This is a genomic window from Ramlibacter sp. (genome assembly GCF_035655895.1).
Classification (GTDB): Bacteria; Pseudomonadota; Gammaproteobacteria; order Burkholderiales; family Burkholderiaceae_C; genus Ramlibacter.
In genome coordinates, this window is sequence record NZ_DASRTN010000008.1 from 128962 (window position 1) to 148591 (window position 19630).

At 71.7% G+C, this 19630-nt stretch carries 21 protein-coding genes and 1 pseudogene; 9 read left to right on the forward strand and 13 right to left on the reverse strand.

Features of this window, described 5'->3' with window-relative positions:
- Positions 1 to 44: 44 nt before the first annotated feature.
- Both ruvA and ruvB read left to right on the forward strand, forming a co-directional pair.
- Positions 45 to 623 carry a Holliday junction branch migration protein RuvA gene (gene ruvA, locus VFE82_RS10210; RefSeq protein ID WP_325000201.1) on the forward strand — a complete coding sequence of 193 codons (579 nt, stop codon included), beginning with the start codon at positions 45 to 47 and terminating at the stop codon, positions 621 to 623.
- A 7-nt stretch (positions 624 to 630) separates the two neighbouring features.
- Positions 631 to 1686, forward strand: coding sequence for a Holliday junction branch migration DNA helicase RuvB (gene ruvB / locus VFE82_RS10215; protein ID WP_325000202.1), 1056 nt, complete (start codon positions 631 to 633; stop codon positions 1684 to 1686).
- 2 nt (positions 1687 to 1688) lie between these two features.
- Here the strand turns inward: ruvB and VFE82_RS10220 are convergent.
- The 5 genes and pseudogenes from VFE82_RS10220 to ttcA form a co-directional block, all read right to left on the reverse strand.
- Positions 1689 to 2825, reverse strand: a pseudogene (locus VFE82_RS10220) (sterol desaturase family protein); the annotation flags it as partial.
- Positions 2826 to 2925: 100 nt separating this feature from the next.
- Positions 2926 to 4122: a DSD1 family PLP-dependent enzyme gene (locus VFE82_RS10225; RefSeq protein ID WP_325000203.1), complete on the reverse strand. Its 1197-nt coding sequence runs from the start codon at positions 4120 to 4122 to the stop codon at positions 2926 to 2928.
- Complete coding sequence (locus VFE82_RS10230) at positions 4094 to 4735, reverse strand: histidine phosphatase family protein (protein ID WP_325000204.1); 642 nt, start codon at positions 4733 to 4735, stop codon at positions 4094 to 4096. Before VFE82_RS10230 ends, VFE82_RS10225 begins: the two co-directional genes overlap by 29 nt.
- A 58-nt stretch (positions 4736 to 4793) precedes the next feature.
- Entirely contained in the window at positions 4794 to 5477 is a 684-nt protein-coding gene (locus tag VFE82_RS10235; RefSeq protein WP_325000205.1) for a DUF4136 domain-containing protein, read from the reverse strand.
- A gap of 10 nt (positions 5478 to 5487) precedes the next feature.
- Positions 5488 to 6408 carry a tRNA 2-thiocytidine(32) synthetase TtcA gene (gene ttcA / locus VFE82_RS10240; protein ID WP_325000206.1) on the reverse strand — a complete coding sequence of 307 codons (921 nt, stop codon included), beginning with the start codon at positions 6406 to 6408 and terminating at the stop codon, positions 5488 to 5490.
- 186 nt (positions 6409 to 6594) lie between these two features.
- Between ttcA and VFE82_RS10245 the strand changes: the two genes are divergently transcribed.
- Complete coding sequence (locus VFE82_RS10245; protein ID WP_325000207.1) at positions 6595 to 8025, forward strand: MFS transporter; 1431 nt, start codon at positions 6595 to 6597, stop codon at positions 8023 to 8025.
- On the opposite strand, the gene VFE82_RS10250 is transcribed toward VFE82_RS10245, so the two are convergent.
- From VFE82_RS10250 to VFE82_RS10260, 3 genes are all read right to left on the reverse strand, one after another.
- Positions 8009 to 8641, reverse strand: a complete 633-nt coding sequence (locus VFE82_RS10250; RefSeq protein ID WP_325000208.1) for a DUF4136 domain-containing protein — start codon at positions 8639 to 8641, stop codon at positions 8009 to 8011. The two genes, VFE82_RS10245 and VFE82_RS10250, sit on opposite strands and share 17 nt — an antisense overlap.
- Before the next feature lie 120 nt (positions 8642 to 8761).
- Positions 8762 to 9130: a dihydroneopterin aldolase gene (locus VFE82_RS10255; protein WP_325000209.1), complete on the reverse strand. Its 369-nt coding sequence runs from the start codon at positions 9128 to 9130 to the stop codon at positions 8762 to 8764.
- A 54-nt stretch (positions 9131 to 9184) separates the two neighbouring features.
- Complete coding sequence (locus VFE82_RS10260; protein WP_325000210.1) at positions 9185 to 9961, reverse strand: SDR family oxidoreductase; 777 nt, start codon at positions 9959 to 9961, stop codon at positions 9185 to 9187.
- A 19-nt stretch (positions 9962 to 9980) separates the two neighbouring features.
- Here VFE82_RS10260 and VFE82_RS10265 point away from each other — a divergent pair, with 19 nt between their 5' ends.
- Genes VFE82_RS10265 through VFE82_RS10275 form a run of 3 tightly spaced genes read left to right on the forward strand, consistent with a single transcriptional unit; the run spans position 9981 to position 12244 of the window.
- A complete protein-coding gene (locus VFE82_RS10265) occupies positions 9981 to 11075 on the forward strand; it encodes a class I SAM-dependent methyltransferase (RefSeq protein ID WP_325000211.1) in 1095 nt (364 codons plus the stop codon).
- Positions 11076 to 11115: 40 nt separating this feature from the next.
- Positions 11116 to 11310: a DUF2905 domain-containing protein gene (locus tag VFE82_RS10270; protein WP_325000212.1), complete on the forward strand. Its 195-nt coding sequence runs from the start codon at positions 11116 to 11118 to the stop codon at positions 11308 to 11310.
- A gap of 10 nt (positions 11311 to 11320) precedes the next feature.
- Positions 11321 to 12244 carry an ROK family protein gene (locus VFE82_RS10275; protein ID WP_325000213.1) on the forward strand — a complete coding sequence of 308 codons (924 nt, stop codon included), beginning with the start codon at positions 11321 to 11323 and terminating at the stop codon, positions 12242 to 12244.
- 48 nt (positions 12245 to 12292) lie between these two features.
- On the opposite strand, the gene VFE82_RS10280 is transcribed toward VFE82_RS10275, so the two are convergent.
- From VFE82_RS10280 to VFE82_RS10295, 4 genes are all read right to left on the reverse strand, one after another.
- On the reverse strand, positions 12293 to 13552 hold the full coding sequence (locus VFE82_RS10280) for a multifunctional CCA addition/repair protein (protein WP_325000214.1): 1260 nt from the start codon (positions 13550 to 13552) through the stop codon (positions 12293 to 12295).
- Between the two features lie 35 nt (positions 13553 to 13587).
- Positions 13588 to 14271 (reverse strand): glutathione S-transferase family protein, encoded by a 684-nt coding sequence (locus VFE82_RS10285; RefSeq protein ID WP_325000215.1) that lies wholly within the window; start codon positions 14269 to 14271, stop codon positions 13588 to 13590.
- Positions 14272 to 14350: 79 nt separating this feature from the next.
- Positions 14351 to 14875 (reverse strand): MgtC/SapB family protein, encoded by a 525-nt coding sequence (locus VFE82_RS10290; protein WP_325000216.1) that lies wholly within the window; start codon positions 14873 to 14875, stop codon positions 14351 to 14353.
- Positions 14876 to 14879: 4 nt separating this feature from the next.
- Positions 14880 to 16871, reverse strand: a complete 1992-nt coding sequence (locus tag VFE82_RS10295) for a lytic transglycosylase domain-containing protein (RefSeq protein ID WP_325000217.1) — start codon at positions 16869 to 16871, stop codon at positions 14880 to 14882.
- 10 nt (positions 16872 to 16881) lie between these two features.
- On the opposite strand from VFE82_RS10295, the gene VFE82_RS10300 reads away from it, so the two are divergent.
- Positions 16882 to 17469, forward strand: coding sequence for a 5-formyltetrahydrofolate cyclo-ligase (locus VFE82_RS10300; protein WP_325000218.1), 588 nt, complete (start codon positions 16882 to 16884; stop codon positions 17467 to 17469).
- Between the two features lie 9 nt (positions 17470 to 17478).
- Here VFE82_RS10300 and VFE82_RS10305 read toward each other — a convergent pair whose 3' ends face one another.
- Positions 17479 to 18462: a LysR substrate-binding domain-containing protein gene (locus VFE82_RS10305; protein ID WP_325000219.1), complete on the reverse strand. Its 984-nt coding sequence runs from the start codon at positions 18460 to 18462 to the stop codon at positions 17479 to 17481.
- A gap of 114 nt (positions 18463 to 18576) precedes the next feature.
- Between VFE82_RS10305 and VFE82_RS10310 the strand changes: the two genes are divergently transcribed.
- Complete coding sequence (locus VFE82_RS10310) at positions 18577 to 19047, forward strand: DUF2917 domain-containing protein (RefSeq protein WP_325000220.1); 471 nt, start codon at positions 18577 to 18579, stop codon at positions 19045 to 19047.
- A gap of 27 nt (positions 19048 to 19074) precedes the next feature.
- Complete coding sequence (locus VFE82_RS10315) at positions 19075 to 19602, forward strand: gluconokinase (RefSeq protein WP_325000221.1); 528 nt, start codon at positions 19075 to 19077, stop codon at positions 19600 to 19602.
- The last annotated feature ends 28 nt before the right edge of the window (positions 19603 to 19630 follow it).

The window sequence follows — 19630 nt, forward strand, 5'->3', positions numbered from 1 at the left end:
TGATAATCCGGAGAGCTGAAGGGGCGTGACGCCCGGGACCTCGCATGATAGGCAGATTGAACGGAACGCTGGCCGACAAGAATCCTCCCCAGGTGCTGGTGGACTGCCACGGCGTGGGCTACGAGGTGGACGTCCCGATGAGCACGTTCTACAACCTGCCCGGCCTGGGCGAGGCGGTGACGCTGCTCACCCACTTCGTGGTGCGCGAGGACGCGCAGATCCTGTTCGGGTTCGGCACGCCGGGCGAGCGGGAGGCCTTCCGCCAGCTGATCCGCATCTCCGGCGTCGGTCCGCGCACCGCGCTCTCGGTGCTCAGCGGCATGAGCGTGGGCGACATCGCCCAGGCAGTCACCGCGCAGGACGCCAGCCGCCTGGTCAAGGTGCCCGGCATCGGCAAGAAGACCGCCGAGCGCCTGCTGCTCGAGCTCAAGGGCAAGATCGGCGCCGACATCGGCGTGGCGCACGGCGCCAGTGCCGCGACCGACGCGCAGGCCGACATCCTGCAGGCGCTGGTGGCGCTGGGCTACAGCGACAAGGAGGCGCAGATGGCCCTCAAGGCGCTGCCCCAGGACGTGGGCGTGAGCGAAGGCATCAAGCTGGCGCTGAAGGCGCTGGCCCGGTGAGGCAGGCGTGAGCATCAAGACCGACGACTTCGGCCTGCCGCCTTCGCCGCCGCGCGTGGTGTCGGCCGCGCCCGCCTCGCCCAACGAGGAGGCCATCGAACGCGCCCTGCGCCCCAAGCTGCTGCAGGAGTACGTGGGCCAGGCGAAGACGCGCGAGCAGCTCGAGATCTTCATCGGCGCGGCCAAGAAGCGGGCCGAGGCCCTCGACCACGTGCTGCTGTTCGGCCCGCCGGGACTGGGCAAGACCACGCTGTCGCACATCATCGCGCACGAGCTGGGCGTGAACCTGCGGCAGACCTCGGGACCGGTGCTGGAGAAGCCGAAGGACCTGGCGGCACTGCTCACCAACCTCGAGAAGAACGACGTGCTCTTCATCGACGAGATCCACCGCTTGTCGCCGGTCGTCGAGGAGATCCTCTATCCGGCGCTCGAGGACTACCAGATCGACATCATGATCGGCGAGGGCCCCGCGGCGCGCTCGATCAAGCTGGACCTGCAACCGTTCACGCTGGTGGGCGCGACCACGCGGGCGGGCATGCTGACCAACCCGCTGCGCGACCGCTTCGGGATCGTCGCCCGGCTGGAGTTCTACACGGCCGAGGAGCTCACCCGCATCGTGCGGCGCAGCGCGGCGCTGCTCGAGGCGCCGATCGACGACGAAGGCGCGGTCGAGATCGCGCGCCGCTCGCGCGGCACCCCCCGGATCGCCAACCGCCTGTTGCGGCGCGTGCGCGACTACGCCGACGTCAAGGGCTCCGGGCGCATCACCCAGGACATCGCGCACAAGGCGCTGGCCATGCTCGATGTCGACCCGCAGGGGTTCGACGTGATGGACCGCAAGCTGCTGGAGGCGGTGATCCACCGGTTCGACGGCGGCCCCGTGGGGCTGGACAACATCGCCGCCTCGATCGGCGAGGAGCGCGACACGATCGAGGACGTGATCGAGCCGTACCTGATCCAGCAGGGGTATCTGCAGCGCACGCCGCGCGGCCGCATCGCCACGCTGGCGGCGTTCCGCCATCTGGGCGTCGCGCCGCCGCGCGCCGACACCGGCCTCTTCTAGCGCCAGCCGGCTGCGAAGAGCGCGGCTGCGCCCAGCGCCAGGGCCTGCAGCAAGACCGCCCTTCGCATCGGCAGCCGGCGCTCCATGACGGCCCCGAGCGCCCACAGCGCGGAGCACAGCACCAGCACCCAGGCGAGCGCCTGCGGCAGCGGCAGCCGGTGCGCATGCCACAGCAGCAGGGAGACGCCGGCCAGCAGGGCGGCGAACTGCAGGGCCGCGAAGCGCGCCAGCGCGGGCGTGAGCGGCGGGTCGTAGCGGGCCGCCGCGGCCAGGTCGAACGCCGGCTTGGGAAACCGCGCGGCCACGTCGGCCGGGCGCCAGCCCGGCGGCTTGAACCAGACCCGCAGCTTGTCGGCCCAGGACCGCGCATGCCAGCTGTCCCGGGCCAGCGCCCAGTAGACCTCGGCGTTGGACCACAGCGGGTCCCAGCTGTTCAGCGGGGCGCGCGTGCCGTACACGCACTGCTCGTCTTCTTCCTGGAAGCTGCGGAACAGGCGGTCCCACACGACCAGGATCCCGCCGTAGTTGCGATCGAGGTAGCGGTCGTTGACGGCGTGGTGGACCCGGTGGTTGGAGGGCGAGCAGAACCAGCGGTCGAACCAGCCCAGTTTCGGCACGTGCTCGGTGTGCACCCAGAACTGGTAGAGCAGGTCGACCAGCGCCACCACCCCGAACACCAGCGGCGGCACGCCGGCCACCGCCATCGGCAGGTAGAAGATCCATCCGAACAGGCCCCCGCTGGCCGTCTGGCGCAGGGCCGTGGAGAGGTTGTAGTGCTGGCTCTGGTGGTGGACCACGTGCGCCGCCCAGAACAGCGCCACCTCGTGGCCGGCGCGATGCAGCCAGTAGTAGCAGAGGTCGTAGAACAGCAGGGCGAGCAGCCAGCCGGCCCAGGACGTCCAGAAGGCTGGGGCGTGCCACACGGCCAGGCGGTCGTGGACCGCGGTGTAGACGCCGATCGTCAGGAGCGGCGTGAACAGGGCCACCAGCTGGCTCAGCATGCCCAGGCCGATGCTCGAGAACGCGTCGTTCAGCCGGTACGTGTCGCGCCCGCGTGCCCGGCCCCAGGCGTATTCGGCCGCGATCAGCAGCAGGAACACGGGGGTGGCAAGGACGATCACCTGGCTCGGGGTCGGCATGGGGGGATTGTTCCCGCGCGGCACGGCGGGCGCTTCCGCGGGAACCCTGACACGGCCGGGCTTGGCCGCCGCCCGCTTCACACGGGTGGCGCGGGGCGGCTCAGGTCAGTGCGCCGCGGGCGTCCACCCGGATGATGCGGTCGACCACGCCCCTGAGCAGTCCACCCTTCACGCCCACCAGGTGATCGTGCAGGTTGACTGTCGGATCGCAATGGCCGGGCACCAGCCAGAGCACGTCGCCGATGGCCGGCAGCGGCGCCCCGGGGCGGGCCGGGCGCAGGATGCCGTGCTCGTCGCCGCCATTGCCGTACTCGAGCAGCGGCTCGCCGTCGGGCACGTGCACGCGGGGCAGGCCCGAGTCGATCGCGTGGCTCTTGTGCCCGGCGTCGCACACGGCATGCAGCAGGCCGGCGCTCATCACCTGGGTCTTGATGAACAAGGCGTGCTCGAACTGGGGCTGCGCCGGGTCGCGCTCGTTCTGCGCGTAGTCGGCGTCCATGAACAGGAAGGAGCCGGCCTGCAACTCGCCGTACACCCCGCTGGCGGCCTCGCACACCATGCTGCCGGTGCCTGCGCCGGTGACCAGCTCCACGGGAATGCCTTCGGCTTCGATCAGCTTGCGGGTGAAGGCCGCCTCCTGGGCCGCCACCGCGATGATGTCGCGCCGCTCGCGCGCGCTGCGCACGTGCTGGGCCTTGCCGTGGTAGGCCTGCAGGCCGGCGAAGCGCAGCGCCGGATGGCGGCGGATCTCGTGCACCAGCTCGACCGCCAGCCGGCCCGGCGGCACGCCGCAGCGGCCCTGGCCGACGTCGATCTCGACATAGACATCGATGACGGCCGTCGCGCCCGACTCCTGGCGCGCGTCGTTCATGGCCTGGGCCAGCCGCAGGACGCCTTCGCGGCTGTCGACCGCGATCGAGAGCCGTCCGTTCTCGGCCGTCAGGCGCCCCGCAAGCCGCGCCACCCGGGCGAGCTTGTGCGGTGCGACCACCTCGTTGGTGATGAAGATGTCGCTGACGCCGCCGGCCGCCATCGCTTCCGCCTCGGCCGTCTTCTGCACGCAGACGCCGACGGCGCCGGCCTGCATCTGCAGGCGTGCCAGCGCCGCGCTCTTGTGCATCTTGGCGTGCGGCCGCCAGCGGATGTCGTGCTTGCGGGTGAACTCGGCCATGCGGCCGAGGTTGCGCTGCATCGCATCGAGGTCGACCACCAGGGTCGGGGTGTCGATCGCGTCGACCGACTGGCCGATCAGCTGCTTGAGCGAGTCGCTAAGTGGTGGTTTCGTCCGCGGGAGCATCGTCGAGGTGCTGGGTGTCTGACCAGCCGACCAGCGTGAGGCCTTGCGGAGTCCAGAGCAACCGGTTGATCGCGCCGTTGGGAAGCTCCCAGGTGCGCGGTGAATTGACTTCCTGGCCGGTGGCGAGCCGGTACAGCGCGTCCAGCACGCCGCCGTGCGCGACCACCACGATCTGCTCGCCCGGATGCCGGGCGGCCAGGGCGGTGATGGTGCGGGTGACCCGCTCGCGCAGCGCGAGCAGCGATTCGCCGCCTTGGGGCGGCTGCCACTCGGGCACGCGCCGGCGCCACTGCTGGGCATGCTCGGGCCAGGCCTGGTGGATCTCGTCGAAGGTCTTGCCCTCGAACATGCCGAAGCCGCGCTCGCGCAGCCCCCGCTCGGTCACCACCTCGGTGCCGGCGGCCTCCGCGATCGGCTGCGCCGTCTGGCGGGCGCGGCCGAGGTCGCTGGAATACACCGCGCTGATCGGCTCGCCGGCGAGCGCCTCGCCGACGCGGCGGGCCTGCCAGCGGCCGGTGTCGTTCAGGTCGATGTCCCGCTGTCCCTGGATGCGGGCATCGGCGTTCCAGGACGTCTCGCCATGGCGCACGGCGATGATGCGGGTCGCTTCCATCCGGGGAATTCTAGGCAAGCGGCCCGTGCCTGCCTATCGGCACAACGGTTGCCAGTTGTCACCGCGCTGCAGAGGCAGCTGGACGGGGACCGGGCGCGGCCGGTGCAGCAGGCGCCACGGGCGCGGTCGGGGCGACGGTGGGCGCCGCGGCTGCCTGCGTGCCGCCGATCTGGATGTTCACCCGTCGCACGCCGTCGGGCGGATTCGGGAAGCCCTGCATGGCCGCGTCGAACATGGCCGAGAGCACGACCGCGTTGTCGACGTAGGGCCCGTCGTTGCTCGCGTGGCTCTCGAACACCACCTTGTTGCCGGCGAGTTCCCGCACGATCACACCCACTTCGCGCTGGAACCAGGGCTGCTCCATCCGCGGGAACGGGCCGCCGAATCCCATGCCCCAGCGCGGCCCGAAGCCGCCCCAGCCCCAGCCGCCCGCCCACGGATCGGCCCACGGCGAGTAGACCCGCTGCACGCGCGCGGTCAGCAGGACGCTGTACCGCGGCGACGCGTCGTCGCGACGCAGGCCGGCGCGGAACAGCGCCGGATCGGCCAGGCCCTCGAGCTGGGTCTGGTCAGGCGACGCGAGCTGCGAGGGCAGGCGCTCGAAGCGGTAGCTGGGATTGGCCGGCAGGCTGGGCAGGCCGGAGAACGACTGCACGGTGTTGTCCAGCTTGTAGCCGGTGGCACAGCCCGCCAGCAGCACGGTGCCGGCGAGGAGAGCGGGAACGGAGCGCGTCAGGCGCATGGCGGAAAGCTCAGAGTTGCACGACGGAGAGGCCGGGCAGCGCGGGCGGCACGCCGAAGTCCTCCGAATCGAAAGCCTTGTCGCCGTCCTCGCTGGCCACGCCAGTGGCGGTCAGACCCTTGAAGTCGTGCAGCGTTCCGTCGGCCAGGTGCGAAGGGACGACATTCTGTAACGCGTTGGCCATGGTCTCGAGCCGCCCTGGATGCTTCTTCTCCCACTCGCGCAGCATGGCGCCGACCTGCTTGCGCTGCAGGTTCTCCTGGCTGCCGCACAGGGTGCAGGGGATGATGGGGAACTGCCGGTGCTCGGCCCAGCGCACAAGGTCCTTCTCGGCGACGAAGGCAAGCGGCCGGATCACCACGTGGCGGCCGTCATCGCTCACCAGCTTGGGCGGCATCCCCTTGAGCTTGCCGCCGAAGAACATGTTCAGGAAGAAGGTCTGGAGCATGTCGTCGCGGTGGTGGCCCAGCGCCACCTTGGTCGCGCCGAGCTCGTCGGCCACCCGGTACAGGATCCCGCGGCGCAGGCGCGAGCACAGGCTGCACATCGTCTTGCCGGCCGGGATCTTGTCGGTGACGATGGAGTAGGTGTCCTGCTCCTCGATGTGGAACGGCACGCCCAGCGCCTTCAGGTAGTCGGGCAGCACGTGCTCCGGGAAGCCGGGCTGCTTCTGGTCGAGGTTGACGGCCACCAGCTCGAAGCGCACCGGCGCGCGCTGCTGCAGCTTCATCAGGATGTCCAGCAGGCCGTAGCTGTCCTTGCCGCCGGACAGGCAGACCATCACGCGGTCGCCTTCCTCGATCATGTTGTACTGCGCGATCGCCTGGCCGACCTGGCGGCACAGGCGTTTCTCGAGCTTGTGCGTCTCGCGTTCGATCTTCGCGTCGCGCGAGAGCGGCTTGGGTTCGGTGTCGATCCAGACGGCGGCCATGGTCGCCCGATTGTCTCATCCGCCCCGGCGCCGGCGCAGGGCCGCGTCGCGCCGCCCTGCCCACGGGCGGTCTTTTCGGGCCTCGCGCGGTGGCGACTGCGCAGCCGGGCGCAGGTCGCCGGCAGCTCTTGCGGACGACGCCAGGCAAGTGCCCCGCGCGCTGGCCGTTTCCGCGATAGTGGACGCATGCCGCCCGGCCCGACCCTTCCCGAGCGACTCGACCGCCTGCCCTGGTCGCGCTGGCATTGGCGCGTCGTGCTTGCGCTGGGCATCGCGTGGGTGCTGGACGGCCTGGAGGTCACCCTGGCGGGCTCGGTCGGCAGCGTGCTGGAGCGGCCGGACACGCTGGCGCTCACCGCCGCCCAGGTCGGCTGGGCCGGCTCGCTGTACGTCGGCGGCGCGGTGCTCGGCGCGCTGGTGTTCGGCCGGCTGGCCGACCGGCTCGGCCGCAAGCGCCTGTTCCTGCTGACGCTGCTGGTCTACATGGGAGCCACCGTGGCGACGGCGTTCTCGACCGGGTTCGGCACCTTCGCGCTGTGCCGGTTCGTCACCGGCGTGGGCATCGGTGGCGAGTACGCCGCGATCAACTCCGCCATTGACGAGCTGATCCCGGCCCGCGTGCGCGGCCGCGTGAACCTGGCGATCAACGGCAGCTTCTGGCTCGGCGCCGCGCTCGGGGCGGTGCTCAGCCTGGTCCTGCTGGATGCCCGGGTGCTGGGGCCGCAGGACGGCTGGCGTGCCGGCTTCCTGCTGGGCGCGGTGCTGGCGCTGGCCATCCTGCTGGTGCGCCGGCACGTGCCGGAGAGTCCGCGCTGGCTGCTCGCGCACGGCCGGGCGCAGGAGGCCGAGCGCATCGTGGCCGAGATCGAGGCGGCCGCCGGCGTGCAGGTGCAGCAGGCCACCACGACGGCGCCGCCGGCCGTCCGGGCGCGGGTGGTGCCGACCGCGCGCGAGGTGGTGCACGTGCTGCTGCGCCGCTATCCGCAGCGCAGCGCGGTGGTGCTCTCGCTGATGGTGTCGCAGGCGTTCTTCTACAACGCCATCTTCTTCACCTATGCGCTGGTCCTCACGCGGTTCTACGGCGTCGCGGCCGAGCAGGTCGGGCTGTTCATCGTTCCCTTTGCGCTGGGCAATGTGCTGGGCCCGCTGATGCTCGGAGCACTGTTCGACCGGATCGGGCGGCGGCGCATGATCGCGGCCACCTATGCGCTGTCCGGCCTGGGGCTGGTGCTGACCGGACTGGGCTTCCTGGCCGGTGCGCTGGATGCCGTGACGCAGACCGTGGCGTGGTCCGCGGTCTTCTTCCTCGCGTCGGCGGCGGCCAGTTCAGCCTACCTGACCGTGAGCGAAGTGTTCCCGCTGGAGATGCGGGCGCTGGCGATCTCGATCTTCTATGCCGTCGGCACCGGTGTCGGGGGCTTCGCGGCGCCGGCCTTGTTCGGCGCCCTGGTCGAGAGCGGCAGCCGCACACAGGTGTTCGCCGGCTATGCGTTCGGCGCCGCCTTGATGGTGGCCGCGGCCGCGGTCGCCTGGCGCCATGCGGTGGACGCCGAGCGCAAGCCGCTGGAGGAGATCGCGCCGCCGCTGGCGTCCTCGCCGCCTAGCGCGCCACGGTAGCCGGGGCCGAGGCGCCGGCCGGCGCGGCGGCGGTCCCGAGGCCCACGCGCCGCGCGCCCGCCGGCGGGTTCGGAAAACCCTGCAGCGCCGCGTCGATCAGGCCCGTGAGCATCTGGGTGTCTCCGAGGCCCGGCGCCGAAGCGCGCGACTCGAACACCACCCGCCCGCTCGCCAGCTCACGCACCAGGACGTTGACGTGCTGCACGGTGCGCGGCTGCGAGAACGGGGGAAACAGGCTGCCGATGCCGAGGCTTACGCCGCCGCCTCCGCCCCCCACGCCCAGCCCCACGCCGACCGAGGACCCGCCGAACGCCCCGGGCGCGGCGGTCTGCTCGACGGGAGCGCTCACCTGCACTGCGAAGCGCGGTGCGGCGTCGTCGCGCCGCAGCCCCGCCCGGTGCAGCGCGGGATCGGCGAGCGCCTCCACCTGCAGCTGGGATGGCTGGCCGGCCTGCGAGGGGAGCCGCTCGAAGCGGTAGGTGGCCGGCGAGGGCAGCGCCTGCAGGCCGGAGAACGCCTGCACGGTGGCCTCGTTGGTGCCGGGGGTGGCGCAGCCGGCCAATGTGGCAGCCAGGACGACGGCGGGCAGGAGCAGAAGGCGAAGCGATGCGGACATGGGGGACCTCCCCCACGATGCTCGGCGCGCGGGCGTGCGTGTCGTGTAGGACGCGCCCGGCCGGCGCACGGCCGCGTCGCTCCAGCTGGCGTCAGGCATTCCCGCAGGCGGCGCAGGGGGTCACCAGTGGCCGGTCTCCACGCGGATCGCCACCTCGCAGTCGTCGAAGATCTCCAGCTTGGCGATCTTCACGCGCACGCCCAGCACGCCCGGCAGGGCCATCAGGCGCAGCGCCAGCTTGCCGATGAGGCTCTCGAGCAGATTCACGTGCTCGGCCGTGCACTCGTCGATGATGATCTTGCGCACCTTGCGGTAGTCCAGCACGTGGCGGATGTCGTCGTCGTGCGGCTGCAGCGGCTGCGTGCCGAGGTTGAGTTCCGCATCGACCAGGATCGGCTGCGGCGCCAGCTTCTCGTGGTCGAGGATGCCCAGGTTCGCGTCGAAGCGCAGCCCGGTGAGGGTCAGGATCTGGGTGCCGGCCTTGGCCATGTCGTTCCGCTCGTTGGGGCGGGCGCGCCGGTGCCGGACGTGCCCCGCCAGGGTTCACATCAGGGAAAAGTCGCGCTCGAACTTCATCAGGTGCTGGCCGCCGTCGACCAGCAGCGTGGTGCCGGTGATCGAGCGGTTCTCCAGCGCGAAGCGCACCGCGTCGGCCACGTCGGCCGCCGTGGAGGACCGCCCGAGCGGCGAGAGCTTGTGCAGCTCCTCGAAGCGTTCCTGCGACAGCAGGTGGCTGGTGAGCGTGAGGCCGGGGGCGACGCCGACCACGCGCAGGCGCGGCGCCAGCGCCTGCGCCAGCAGCGTCGTCGCGGACTCGAGGGCGGCCTTGGAGAGCGTGTAGCTGAAGAAGTCTGGATTCGGGTTCCAGAGCTTCTGGTCGAGCAAATTGACCACTGCCCCGTCGCCGTCGCGTGACGCCAGGTGGGCGTGCAGGGCCTGGGCCAGCAGCACCGGCGCGGCGGTGTTCGCCAGCAGATGGGTCAGCAGCGCCGCATGGCCGAAGGTCTGCGCGGTGTCCTGCTCGAACAGGGCAGCACTGTTCACCACGGCGTCCAGCCGCCCCAGCCCGGCGACCACCTGCGGCACCAGCGCGCGGGTGGCCTGCTCGTCGGCGAGGTCGGCCTGGAAGGCGGCGAAGGCGCAACCCGGTCGTGCCCGGGCGGCGCAGTCGGCGACCGTCTGCTTCGCCTCGTCGCCGGAACCGCGGTAGTGCACCGCCACCTGCCAGCCGGCCGCGGCGAGCACCAGCGCGATCTCGCGGCCCAGGCGTTTGCCGGCGCCGGTGACCAGCGCGGTGCGAGGAGGGGAGGCGGCGTTCACGGGAGGGGACAATGGGGGCGTGACCACAGAAGCAGGCAGTGTAACGAGCGCCCTTGCCGCGCTCATCCGATCCGCGATCGCCCGCGATGGCGGCTGGCTTCCGTTCGACCGCTTCATGGCGCTGGCGCTGTACGCACCGGGGCTGGGCTACTACGCCAACGCGTCGCGCAAGTTCGGCGCCATGCCCGCGTCCGGCAGCGACTTCGTCACCGCCCCCGAGCTCAGCCCGCTGTTCGGCCGCGCGCTGGCGCGGCAGGTGGCGCAGGCGCTGGAGGTCTCGGGCACGCGCGAGGTCTGGGAGTTCGGCGCCGGCTCCGGCGCGCTCGCATCCCAGCTGCTCGAGGCCCTGGGGAACCGCGTCGAGCGCTACACCATCGTCGACCTGTCCGGCAGCCTGCGGGCGCGCCAGCGCGAGCGGCTGGCCCCGTTCGGCGCGCGGGTGCAGTGGGCGGGCGAGCTGCCCGGGCAGCTGCGCGGGGTGATCGTCGGCAACGAGGTGCTCGACGCGATGCCGGTGAAGCTGCTGCAGCGGCGGGCCGGCACGTGGCACGAGCGGGGCGTCGAGTCCGCCGACGCGGGCTTCCGGTTCGCCGACCGTCCCACCACCCTGCGGCCGCCGCTCGAGATCCCGGGCGGGCACGACTACCTCACCGAAATCCATCCGCAGGCGCAGGCGTTCGTGCGCACCCTGGCCGACCGCCTGGCCGCCGGCGCGGCGTTCCTCGTCGACTATGGCTTCCCGGAGGCCGAGTACTGGCATCCGCAGCGGGCCATGGGCACCCTCATGTGCCACCGCGGCCACCAGGCCGACCCCGATCCGCTGCAGGACGTCGGCCAGAAGGACATCACGGCCCATGTCGATTTCACCGGCATCGCCGTGGCCGCGCAGGAGTCCGGACTGAACGTGCTCGGCTACACGAGCCAGGCGCACTTCCTGTTCAACTGCGGCGTGCTGGAGCTGGCCGACGGTGCGACGCTGCCCGAACGCGCGGCGCTGCAGAAGCTGGTGAACGAGCACGAGATGGGCGAGCTGTTCAAGGTGATCGGCCTGGCGACCGGCGGGTACTGGGATGCGCTGGGCTTCCGCCAGGGTGACCGCACCGACCGGTTGTGACCGGCCCACGCCCGTGCTGCCTGCCCCTACACTGGACCGAATGATCCGCTGGTTCATCGTCGTCTTCCTGGCCCTGATGCTGATCAGCTGGCTCACGCCCGCGCTGCAGAAGCTGGGGTTCGGCCGGCTGCCGGGCGACCTGCGGTTCCGGCTGTTCGGCCGCGACTGGTCGATCCCGCTGACCAGCACCATCCTGCTGAGCCTTCTGGCCAGCCTCATCGCGAAATACGTCTGATCACGCTGCCATGAAAGCCTGCATCGACATCGGCGGCACCAAGGTGGCCGTCAGCCTCAACAACGGCGAGAACCTGGAGCTGCTCGGGCGGCGCAGCGAGCCGACGGCCAAGACCGGCGGCAACGACGCGCTGGCCGTGCAGGTCCTGCGGATGCTCGACGAGACCTGCCGCGAGCTCGGCGTGACACCCGACAGCGTGCAGTCCGCCGGCGTGTCCTCGTGCGGCCCGTTCGTGGTGGTCGACGGCCGCATCGAGCTGGCGGCGCCCAACATCTGCGGCGGACTGGCCGGCCCCGGCCGGGGCCTGCCGAACGACTGGCGCACGGCCTTGCTGGAGGCCCCGCTGGCGCGCCGGTTCGACCGGCTGCGCGTCGAGAACGACTGCGTGGCCGCCCTCGAGGCCGAGCGCCGCTGGGGCGCGCTGCAGGGCGTCGAGCACTGCGCCTACGTGACCTGGAGCACCGGCATCGGCACCGGGCTGTGCGTCGATGGCCGGGTGCTGCGCGGCAAGAACGGCAATGCCGGCCACGCCGGCCACATGTTCGTCAGCGACAACGACGACGCGCTGTGCGGCTGCGGCAACATCGGCGACGTCGAGGCCCTGGTGGCCGGCAATGCGGTGCAGCGCCGGTTCGGCGCCGACTCGGCCACGCTGCTGCAGCGCGCCCGCGCGGGCGATGCCGGTGCGGTGGCGACGGTCGACGAGCTGTGCCGGGTGCTGGGCCGCGCGCTCTACAACCTGGTCGTCGCGCTCGACCTGCAGCGCATCAGCCTGGGCGGCAGCGTGTTCTGGAACAACCGCGAGTACCTGCTGCCGCGGCTCCGGGCGCAGCTGGCCGGCCATCTGCCCGCGCTCACCGACGGCTGCGAATTGGTGGGCGCCGGACTGCAGGACAAGGTGGGCGACTACGCCGCGCTGGCGCTCTGCGCGTAGGCGCCACAGGCGCGCCGGCCAGTCGCGAGAGGCCGCTGGCGCCGCTGCCTAGGCGCGCTCGCGCGCTGCGGCTTGCGGGGTGGCCGACGCCAGCCAGGCCTGCACGGCCTCGATGCGGGCGGCGTGGATCATCTCGCCTACCTGCGGCCCACCGAGGCCCTTGGCCTGCGCTGCCGCCGCCACCTCGCGCGTGAAGACCGCGCGCGCCGCCCCGAGCGCGCCGAGCAGCCGGTCCCGCTGCGGATAGGGCTGCTCTTCCAGCCCGAGGCGGCCGCGGGCGTCGCATTCGCAAGCCAGCAGGATGTCGGCGAAGCGCTGCGGCTTGCGGAACGCGTCGCAGCGCTCCAGCAGCCGCACGAGCGCCGCGGGGCCGAACTCGCCGCTGCGGTGCAGGTTGCCGTGCTCGCGCGCGACCACGTCGGCCAGCTCGTTGCACTCGGCAGGCACCCGCAGCCGCTTGGCCACCTTCGCGAGCAGCTTCGCACTGCGCTCCTCGTGGCCGATGTGCTTGGGCAGCACCGATGCCGGCGTGGTGCCCTTGCCAAGGTCATGCGCCAGGCAGGCGAAACGCACCGGCAAGCTCGCTTCCAGCCGCGCGCTCATGTCCAGCACCATCATCAGGTGCACCCCGGTGTCCACTTCCGGGTGGTATTCGGCCCGCTGCGGCACGCCCCAGAGCCGGTCGACCTCGGGCAGCAGCCGCGCCAGGGCGCCGCACTCGCGCAGCACCTCGAACATCCGCGACGGCCGCGCCTCCATCAGGCCGCGGGCGAGTTCCTGCCAGACCCGCTCGGCCACCAGGTGGTCGGCCTCGCCGGCCTGCACCATCCCGCGCATCAGCGCCAGCGTCTCCGGCGCCACCGTGAAGTCGCTGAAGCGCGCCGCGAAGCGCGCCAGCCGCAGGATGCGCACCGGATCCTCGCGGAAGGCCTCGGTCACGTGCCGCAGCACGCGGGCCTGCAGGTCGCGGCGGCCGTCGAACGGGTCGATGACGCGGCCCTGCCCATCCTGCGCCATCGCGTTGATGGTCAGGTCGCGCCGGGCGAGGTCCTCCTCGAGGGAGACGCCGGGCGCGGCGTGGAAGCTGAAGCCGTGGTAGCCGCGGCCGGTCTTGCGTTCGGTGCGCGCCAGCGCATATTCCTCGCGCGTCTCGGGGTGCAGGAACACCGGGAAGTCGCGTCCGACCGGCAGGTAGCCGGCGTCGGTCATCGCCGCGGGCGTGGCACCGACGACCACCCAGTCCCGGTCGTTCACCGGCAGCCCCAGCAGCGCATCGCGCACCGCGCCGCCCACCATGTACGTCTGCATGGCGGCCAGTGTAGCCAGGGCGGTCGCCGCGGCGCTCAGCGCCGGGCGCGGTACGGTTCGTCGAAGGCCACGAAGTCCTGCTCGGCCAGGGCGTCCTGGATCCAGGCGGCGACGCCCGGCAGTTCGCTGACCCGCTGGACGTACGCCGACACCGCCGGCGGCACCGGCAGCGCGTAGGTGCGCAGGCGCATGCACACCGGCGCATAGAACGCGTCGGCGATGCTGAACTCGCCGAACAGCATCGGCCCGCCGTGCTGATCGAGCAGGCCGGTCCACATCGACACGATGCGGGCCACGTCGGCCCGCACGCCGGCCTGGTCGCGCCAGACGACCGCACCCGCTTCGGGCAGCGATGCCTCGATGTTCATCGGGCAGTGGCTGCGCAGGTCGGAGAAGCCCGAGTGGATCTCGGCGCAGATGCTGCGGGCGTGCGCGCGGCGCGGCGGGTCGGCGGGCCAGAGCTGGCGCTCCGGGAAGCGCTCGGCCAGGTATTCGGCGATGGCCAGCGTGTCCCAGACCGGCAGCCCGTCGTCGACCAGCACCGGGACCCGGCCGACGGGGCTGATGGCGGCGATGGTGCGCTTGAAGGCCGATTCGCCGTCGAACGAATCGAACCGCACCATCACTTCGCGGAACGGGATGCCGGCCTGGCGCAGCAGCACCCAGGGCCGCATCGACCAGGACGAGTAGTTCTTGTTACCGACGTAGAGTTCGAGCATCGGGGTCTCCGGAGATGTTCGCCGATGCTAGCGGCGGCGCCGCGCCGGATTGATGCCGAAAGCAGCCCGGATTGATGCGCTAGCGCGGGGCGCGTTCGTCGTCCGGCGTCAGCACCCGGCGGTGCCGCCGACCGAGCCAGCGGCGCAGCGGGCCCTCGAGCGACAGGATGCCCAGCGCCAGCAACGTGCTCAGCACCGCGGTGGCCTCGCGCCCGAGCCCGGCGCCCATGCCGATCGCCGCGGTCATCCAGAGGCTGGCCGAGGTGGTCAGGCCGTGCACCTGGTCTTCGTTGGCGGCCTTGAGGATCGCGCCCGCGCACAGGAACCCGACCCCCGCCAGCAGTCCCTGGATCACCCGGCTGAGGTCCTCCATCTCGATGCCCGCCTGCAACGGCACCAGGATGAACATCGCCGAGCCGAGCGCCACCAGCATGTGGGTGCGCAGCCCCGCAGGCTTGGCGGCGAGTTCGCGCTCGATCCCGATCAGGCCGCCGAGCAGGGCTGCGATGAGCAGCCGCAGCACCACCTGGGTGAACTGCTCGGCATTGGCGATGTCCGAGAACTCGGCGGCGACGGTGGCCGCGACGGTGTTCCAGAACGCCATGCGCTCAGGGCAGGTCGGCGTTGGGCTCCGGCGTGCGCGCGTCCCGCGGGCCGACGGTCCCCAGGCGGGCCTTGAGCGACTGTGGCTGCCCGCTCAGGATGGCCGCGTACATGGTGGTGTTCGCGAGCACCTTCTTCACGTAGTCGCGCGTCTCGCCGAACGGAACGTTCTCGGCCCAGGCCGCGGCGTCCATCACCGGTCCGTTGCGCCAGGCGCGGGGCCGGTTAGGGCCGGCGTTGTAGGCCGCCGCCGCCAGCGCCATCGAGCCGGAGAAGTCGTCGAGCACCAGCTTGAGGTAGCCGGTGCCGATCGCGATGTTGGTGTCGCGGTCGGTGAGCTGGTCAGGGGTGAAGCCGTTCATCCCGAGCTTGCGCGCGGTCCAGCGCGCGGTCGCCGGCATCACCTGCATCAGGCCGGACGCCCCCACGTGCGAACGCGCATCCATGACGAACCGGCTTTCCTGGCGGATGAGGCCGTAGACGTAGGCTGGGTCGAGCCCGATGTCGCGGGCGCGGCGCACGACCGAGTCGCGGAACGGCATCGGGTAGCGCTGCTCGATGTCGAACTCGGCGCGGGTGCGGTCGCTCGTGTTGATGCAGCGGTCCCAGACTTCGCGCTCGCACGCGAGCTGGGCGGCCGCGAGCAGTTCGCGGTCGCCCATGCCGCCGGGGCGGGCGAGGTTGGTGCCGTAGTTCCACTCGCGCACGCCGTCCGAGCGCAGCCCGATCGAGATCGCGTACAGCCCGCGCGCCAGGCTCGGGTTGCCGCGGGCCGCCTCGCGCTCTTCCGCGGTGAGCGGTGCCGGCCGGGCTGGCGCGGTGACCTTGCGCCCCAGCTCCTCCAGCGCGAGCTGCTCGTAGAAGCCGCGCGGCGAGGCGATGCCTTCCAGCAGCTGCGTCGCTTCGGCGCGGTTGTCGTCGCCACCGCGAGCGAGCAGGGCGCGCGCGCGCCAGTATTGCCAGGTCGGGTCTTTCGCCTGCACCTCGCCCATGGCACCGATGGCCGACACCAGCGTCTTCCACTCGGGCTGCGGGCCGGCGCGCAGCGCGGCACGTGCCTTCCAGGCCAGCATGTCGTCGGTGAGGTCCTCGTCGCGGCTGACCTTGCGGAAGTGGTCGAGGGCGGCCGGGTCCAGCCGCTGGGCGGCCTGCCGTCCGAGGACGCCCCAGATCCAGTTGCGCTCCTCGGAGGACAGCTGCGGGCCCCACTTGTTCTCCAGCAGCGAGGCGGCGTTGTCCGGATCGCTGGTGGCCAGCTTGATGAGCGCCAGGCCGATCAGCTCGCGACGCATGCGGGAGACCACGGTCACCCGCTTGGTCAGGAAGCGCGTCGGGCTCGCGTTCATCTCCGCGATCAGCGGCAGCACCTCCGGCGCCACCATCTCGACGGCGGAGGTGACGGCGCGCGGCCGGTTGGCCTCCATGGCCAGGCGCGCCTTGCGCCAGACGTCGGCCACGCCGAGCTTGTGGCGGCCGCTGCCTTCGGTCAGCAGCCGGCTCGCGGCCAGCGTGCACGCGTCCTCGGCGTCACGCTGGGCGAACCAGAGGCGGCGCACGTCGTCGGCCAGCGTCGCCGGCGCCTGCGCGCCGTCCTTCAGGTGCTGGACCAGGAGCCCGTAGCAGCGCACCTGGGTGTCGTCGTTCATCCGGAACCGGGGCAGCTCGTCGGCGAAGGTGGCCCAGTCGCGGCGCTGGCCCAGCAGCAGGAGCCAGTCGTTGCGCAGCCGGTCTTCCTGGTAGGTGCCGGCATAGCGCGCGAAGAAGTCCTGGATCTCCTGCGGCGTCGCGGTGTCCAGGCGGGCGCGCAGTTCCCAGTAGGCGGCCCAGGGCTCCAGCACGTGGCCACGGGCCTGCGGCAGCAGCTGGGCCAGCCGGGCCTTGTTGTTCTGCCGGAACGCGTTGCCCATCTCCAGGATGACGTCGTCCCCGCGGTTCTGCGCCTGTGCGGCGCCCGCGGCTGCTGCAAGGATCAGTGTCAGAATCGTTCGGAACTTCATCGGGGAGATTATGGACACGCCGCAGCACAAGGAAGCCCTGCGCAAGAGGTTGATCGAGGAGCGGCTGAACATGCCGGACCGCCTCCGGCGAGCCGACCTGCTGCAGCGGGTGATGCGCATCTGGCTGGTCGGACGTCCGGACTCGGTGATCGGTGCCTACTGGCCCATCAAGGGCGAGTTTGACCCACTTCCCGCGCTGCACCGCTGGAAGGAGGACGGCGAGCTCCTCGATGAGCCACAACGTCGAAGAATCGGCCTGCCCGTGGTGGACAAGCTGCACAAGACGCTCCGATTCCACGCCTGGTTCCCCGGCTGCCCGATGGAAGAGGACGCCTACGGCATCCCCAAGCCCAAGGACACCGAGGTGATCGTGCCAACGCTGCTGTTCGTGCCCTGCGTCGGCTACGGCCCGGGGGGCTACCGCCTCGGCTACGGCGGCGGCTTCTACGACCGCACGCTGGCGCAGCTGGAGCCGCGGCCGTTCACCGTGGGCCTGGGGTTCACCGCCGGCTTCGTGAGCGACCTCGAGCCGGAAGCGCACGACCTCCCGCTCGACGCCATCCTCAACGACAACGGCGTGGTCTGGCCGGTGGGCTGAGGCGCCGACTCAGTCGATGTTGTCAACGGTGTCCGGGTCCGGCACTTCGCCGGTCGCCTGCCGCGTGGCGCGGGCCTGCACGGTCAGCCAGTCGCAAAAGGCCTTGATCTCGGGCCGGTGGTCGCTGCGTGGTCCGACGATCAGCCAGTAGGCCATCGGCGACTCCATCCTCAGGCGCGGCAGCGGCTCGATCAGGTCGCCGTTGGACAGGCTCTCGGCCACCATCGGCAGGCGCGCCAGCACCACGCCCTGGCCGGTCAGGGCGGCCTGCACCATCTGGTAGGCGTAGTTGAAGTAGAGCCAGCGCTTGGGCTGCAGCCGGTTGAGCTGCTGCTCGTCGAACCAGCGCCGCCAGGTGAGCCACTCGAGATGCGTGCGGTGCGCGTCCCCGGCCTCGATCAGCGCGAACTGCGCCAGGTCGGCCGGCTTCTTCACCGGCGTGGCGTCCTTGAGCAGCCACGGGCTGGCCACCGGCGTCAGCTGCTCGCCGAACAGCCGGATGGCCTTGGGCGGCATGTTGGCGACCGGCCCGTAGCGCAGTGCCAGGTCCACGTCGGCGATGTCCAGATCGAGCGAGGTGTCGGTGGCATCGATGCGGATGTCGATGTCGGGGTTGTCGCGCTGGAACTGCTCCAGCCGCGGGATCAGCCACATCGAGGCGAACGAGGCGAAGGTGGTGACCGACACGCTCTTGCGCCCGGCGCTCTGGCGGATCTGGCGCACCGCGGAATCCAGGCGCGGCAGCGCATGGGACACCGCCACCAGCAGCTGCGCGCCGGCGCTGGTCAGTTCGACCGCACGCGTGTGGCGCAGGAACAGCGCCACGCCCACTTCCTCCTCCAGCGACTGGATCTGCCGGCTGACCGCCGACTGCGTCAGTGCCATCTCCTCGGCCGCGGCCCGGAAGTTCAGGTGCCGGGCAACCGCCTCGAAGGCGCGCAGGTAGCCGGCCGAGATCGGCCGGCTGCGCAGGTGGGTCTGGGAGTGCAGCATGGGTCGGACGGGGATTGATGCGGGAAGCGAATGAATAGCCTAGCTGCATTTCATTGGACTGCCAAGCACGCGTCTTCGATCATGCGATGCCTGGAAACGATCAAGGAGTCCCCCATGAACCCGCTCGCCGCCTTCGCCCCGTCCTGCTGCGCCGTCCACGTGCCCGGCGCCTGGAAGCTCGAGCCGGGTCGCGCCGTCACGCTGCGCCCGCGCGAGGAAGCCCTGTTGCGGGTCATGCAGGGCCGCATCTGGGTCACCTTCGACGGCCCGCACGCCGGTGCGCTGAACGACCTGGGCGACCGGGTGGTCGGCGCGGGCGAGACCTTCCACGCGCCGGCAGGTCGGCGGATCGTGCTGGAGCCCATGGACAGCGGCGTGCCCGCCTGGTTCAACTGGGAGTTCGCTCCCGAGGCGCTGCCGGTCGCCACCACCGCCAGGCAAGGCGTGCGCCAGTCGTGGCGCGAGTTGCGCCTGGCGCTGGGGCTTGCGGGCGGCGCCGCGGCCCGCCTGGCCGGCGGCCTGGTCCGGGCCGCCGCCGGTGCGGTGCTGCCGCGGCCCGCGGCCGCGCGCCGCGCCCCGGGCTGAGCGCGGGCCGCGATAATCGCGGCCGCCATGCCCGACACGTCCATCCCGATCCGTTCCCGCCCCGGCCTGCGCCTCGTGGTGATGGGCGTCGCCGGCTGCGGCAAGTCCGCCGTCGGCGAGCGCCTGGCCACCGCCCTGGGCGTGCCGCTGGTGGAAGGTGACAGCTTCCATCCGCCGGCCAACATCGCCAAGATGCGCGAGGGCAAGGCCCTGGACGACGCCGACCGCGCCGGCTGGCTCGCGGTCCTCGGTGAACAGCTCGCGGACCGGCCTGAGGGCGCCGTGCTCACGTGTTCGGCCCTCAAGGCAGCCTACCGGCAGCGCCTGCGCGCCGCCGCCCCCGAGCTGCGCTTCGTCCACCTGTCGCTCACGCCGGCGCAGGCGCTCGCGCGCGTGGCCTCCCGCCAGGACCACTTCTATCCCCCGAGCCTGGTGGACAGCCAGTTCGCCGCGCTGGAGGACCCCCGCGGCGAGCCGGGCGTGGTCAGCCTCGACGCCTCCCAGCCGATGGACGTCGTCGTGGAGCGGGCGCTGCAGGCCTTGCGGGCGGCCTGATCGTTCAACATTCCGTAATGCATTACGG

Coding starts and splice junctions, on each gene's coding strand:
- ruvA (WP_325000201.1), top strand. CDS start 45: ATGATAGGCAGATTGAACGGAACGCTGGCCGACAAGAATCCTCCCCAG.
- VFE82_RS10225 (WP_325000203.1), bottom strand. CDS start 4,122: ATGCTCCCGCGGACGAAACCACCACTTAGCGACTCGCTCAAGCAGCTG.
- VFE82_RS10230 (WP_325000204.1), bottom strand. CDS start 4,735: ATGGAAGCGACCCGCATCATCGCCGTGCGCCATGGCGAGACGTCCTGG.
- VFE82_RS10235 (WP_325000205.1), bottom strand. CDS start 5,477: ATGCGCCTGACGCGCTCCGTTCCCGCTCTCCTCGCCGGCACCGTGCTG.
- ttcA (WP_325000206.1), bottom strand. CDS start 6,408: ATGGCCGCCGTCTGGATCGACACCGAACCCAAGCCGCTCTCGCGCGAC.
- VFE82_RS10245 (WP_325000207.1), top strand. CDS start 6,595: ATGCCGCCCGGCCCGACCCTTCCCGAGCGACTCGACCGCCTGCCCTGG.
- VFE82_RS10250 (WP_325000208.1), bottom strand. CDS start 8,641: ATGTCCGCATCGCTTCGCCTTCTGCTCCTGCCCGCCGTCGTCCTGGCT.
- VFE82_RS10255 (WP_325000209.1), bottom strand. CDS start 9,130: ATGGCCAAGGCCGGCACCCAGATCCTGACCCTCACCGGGCTGCGCTTC.
- VFE82_RS10270 (WP_325000212.1), top strand. CDS start 11,116: ATGATCCGCTGGTTCATCGTCGTCTTCCTGGCCCTGATGCTGATCAGC.
- VFE82_RS10275 (WP_325000213.1), top strand. CDS start 11,321: ATGAAAGCCTGCATCGACATCGGCGGCACCAAGGTGGCCGTCAGCCTC.
- VFE82_RS10280 (WP_325000214.1), bottom strand. CDS start 13,552: ATGCAGACGTACATGGTGGGCGGCGCGGTGCGCGATGCGCTGCTGGGG.
- VFE82_RS10285 (WP_325000215.1), bottom strand. CDS start 14,271: ATGCTCGAACTCTACGTCGGTAACAAGAACTACTCGTCCTGGTCGATG.
- VFE82_RS10290 (WP_325000216.1), bottom strand. CDS start 14,875: ATGGCGTTCTGGAACACCGTCGCGGCCACCGTCGCCGCCGAGTTCTCG.
- VFE82_RS10295 (WP_325000217.1), bottom strand. CDS start 16,871: ATGAAGTTCCGAACGATTCTGACACTGATCCTTGCAGCAGCCGCGGGC.
- VFE82_RS10300 (WP_325000218.1), top strand. CDS start 16,882: ATGGACACGCCGCAGCACAAGGAAGCCCTGCGCAAGAGGTTGATCGAG.
- VFE82_RS10305 (WP_325000219.1), bottom strand. CDS start 18,462: ATGCTGCACTCCCAGACCCACCTGCGCAGCCGGCCGATCTCGGCCGGC.
- VFE82_RS10310 (WP_325000220.1), top strand. CDS start 18,577: ATGAACCCGCTCGCCGCCTTCGCCCCGTCCTGCTGCGCCGTCCACGTG.
- VFE82_RS10315 (WP_325000221.1), top strand. CDS start 19,075: ATGCCCGACACGTCCATCCCGATCCGTTCCCGCCCCGGCCTGCGCCTC.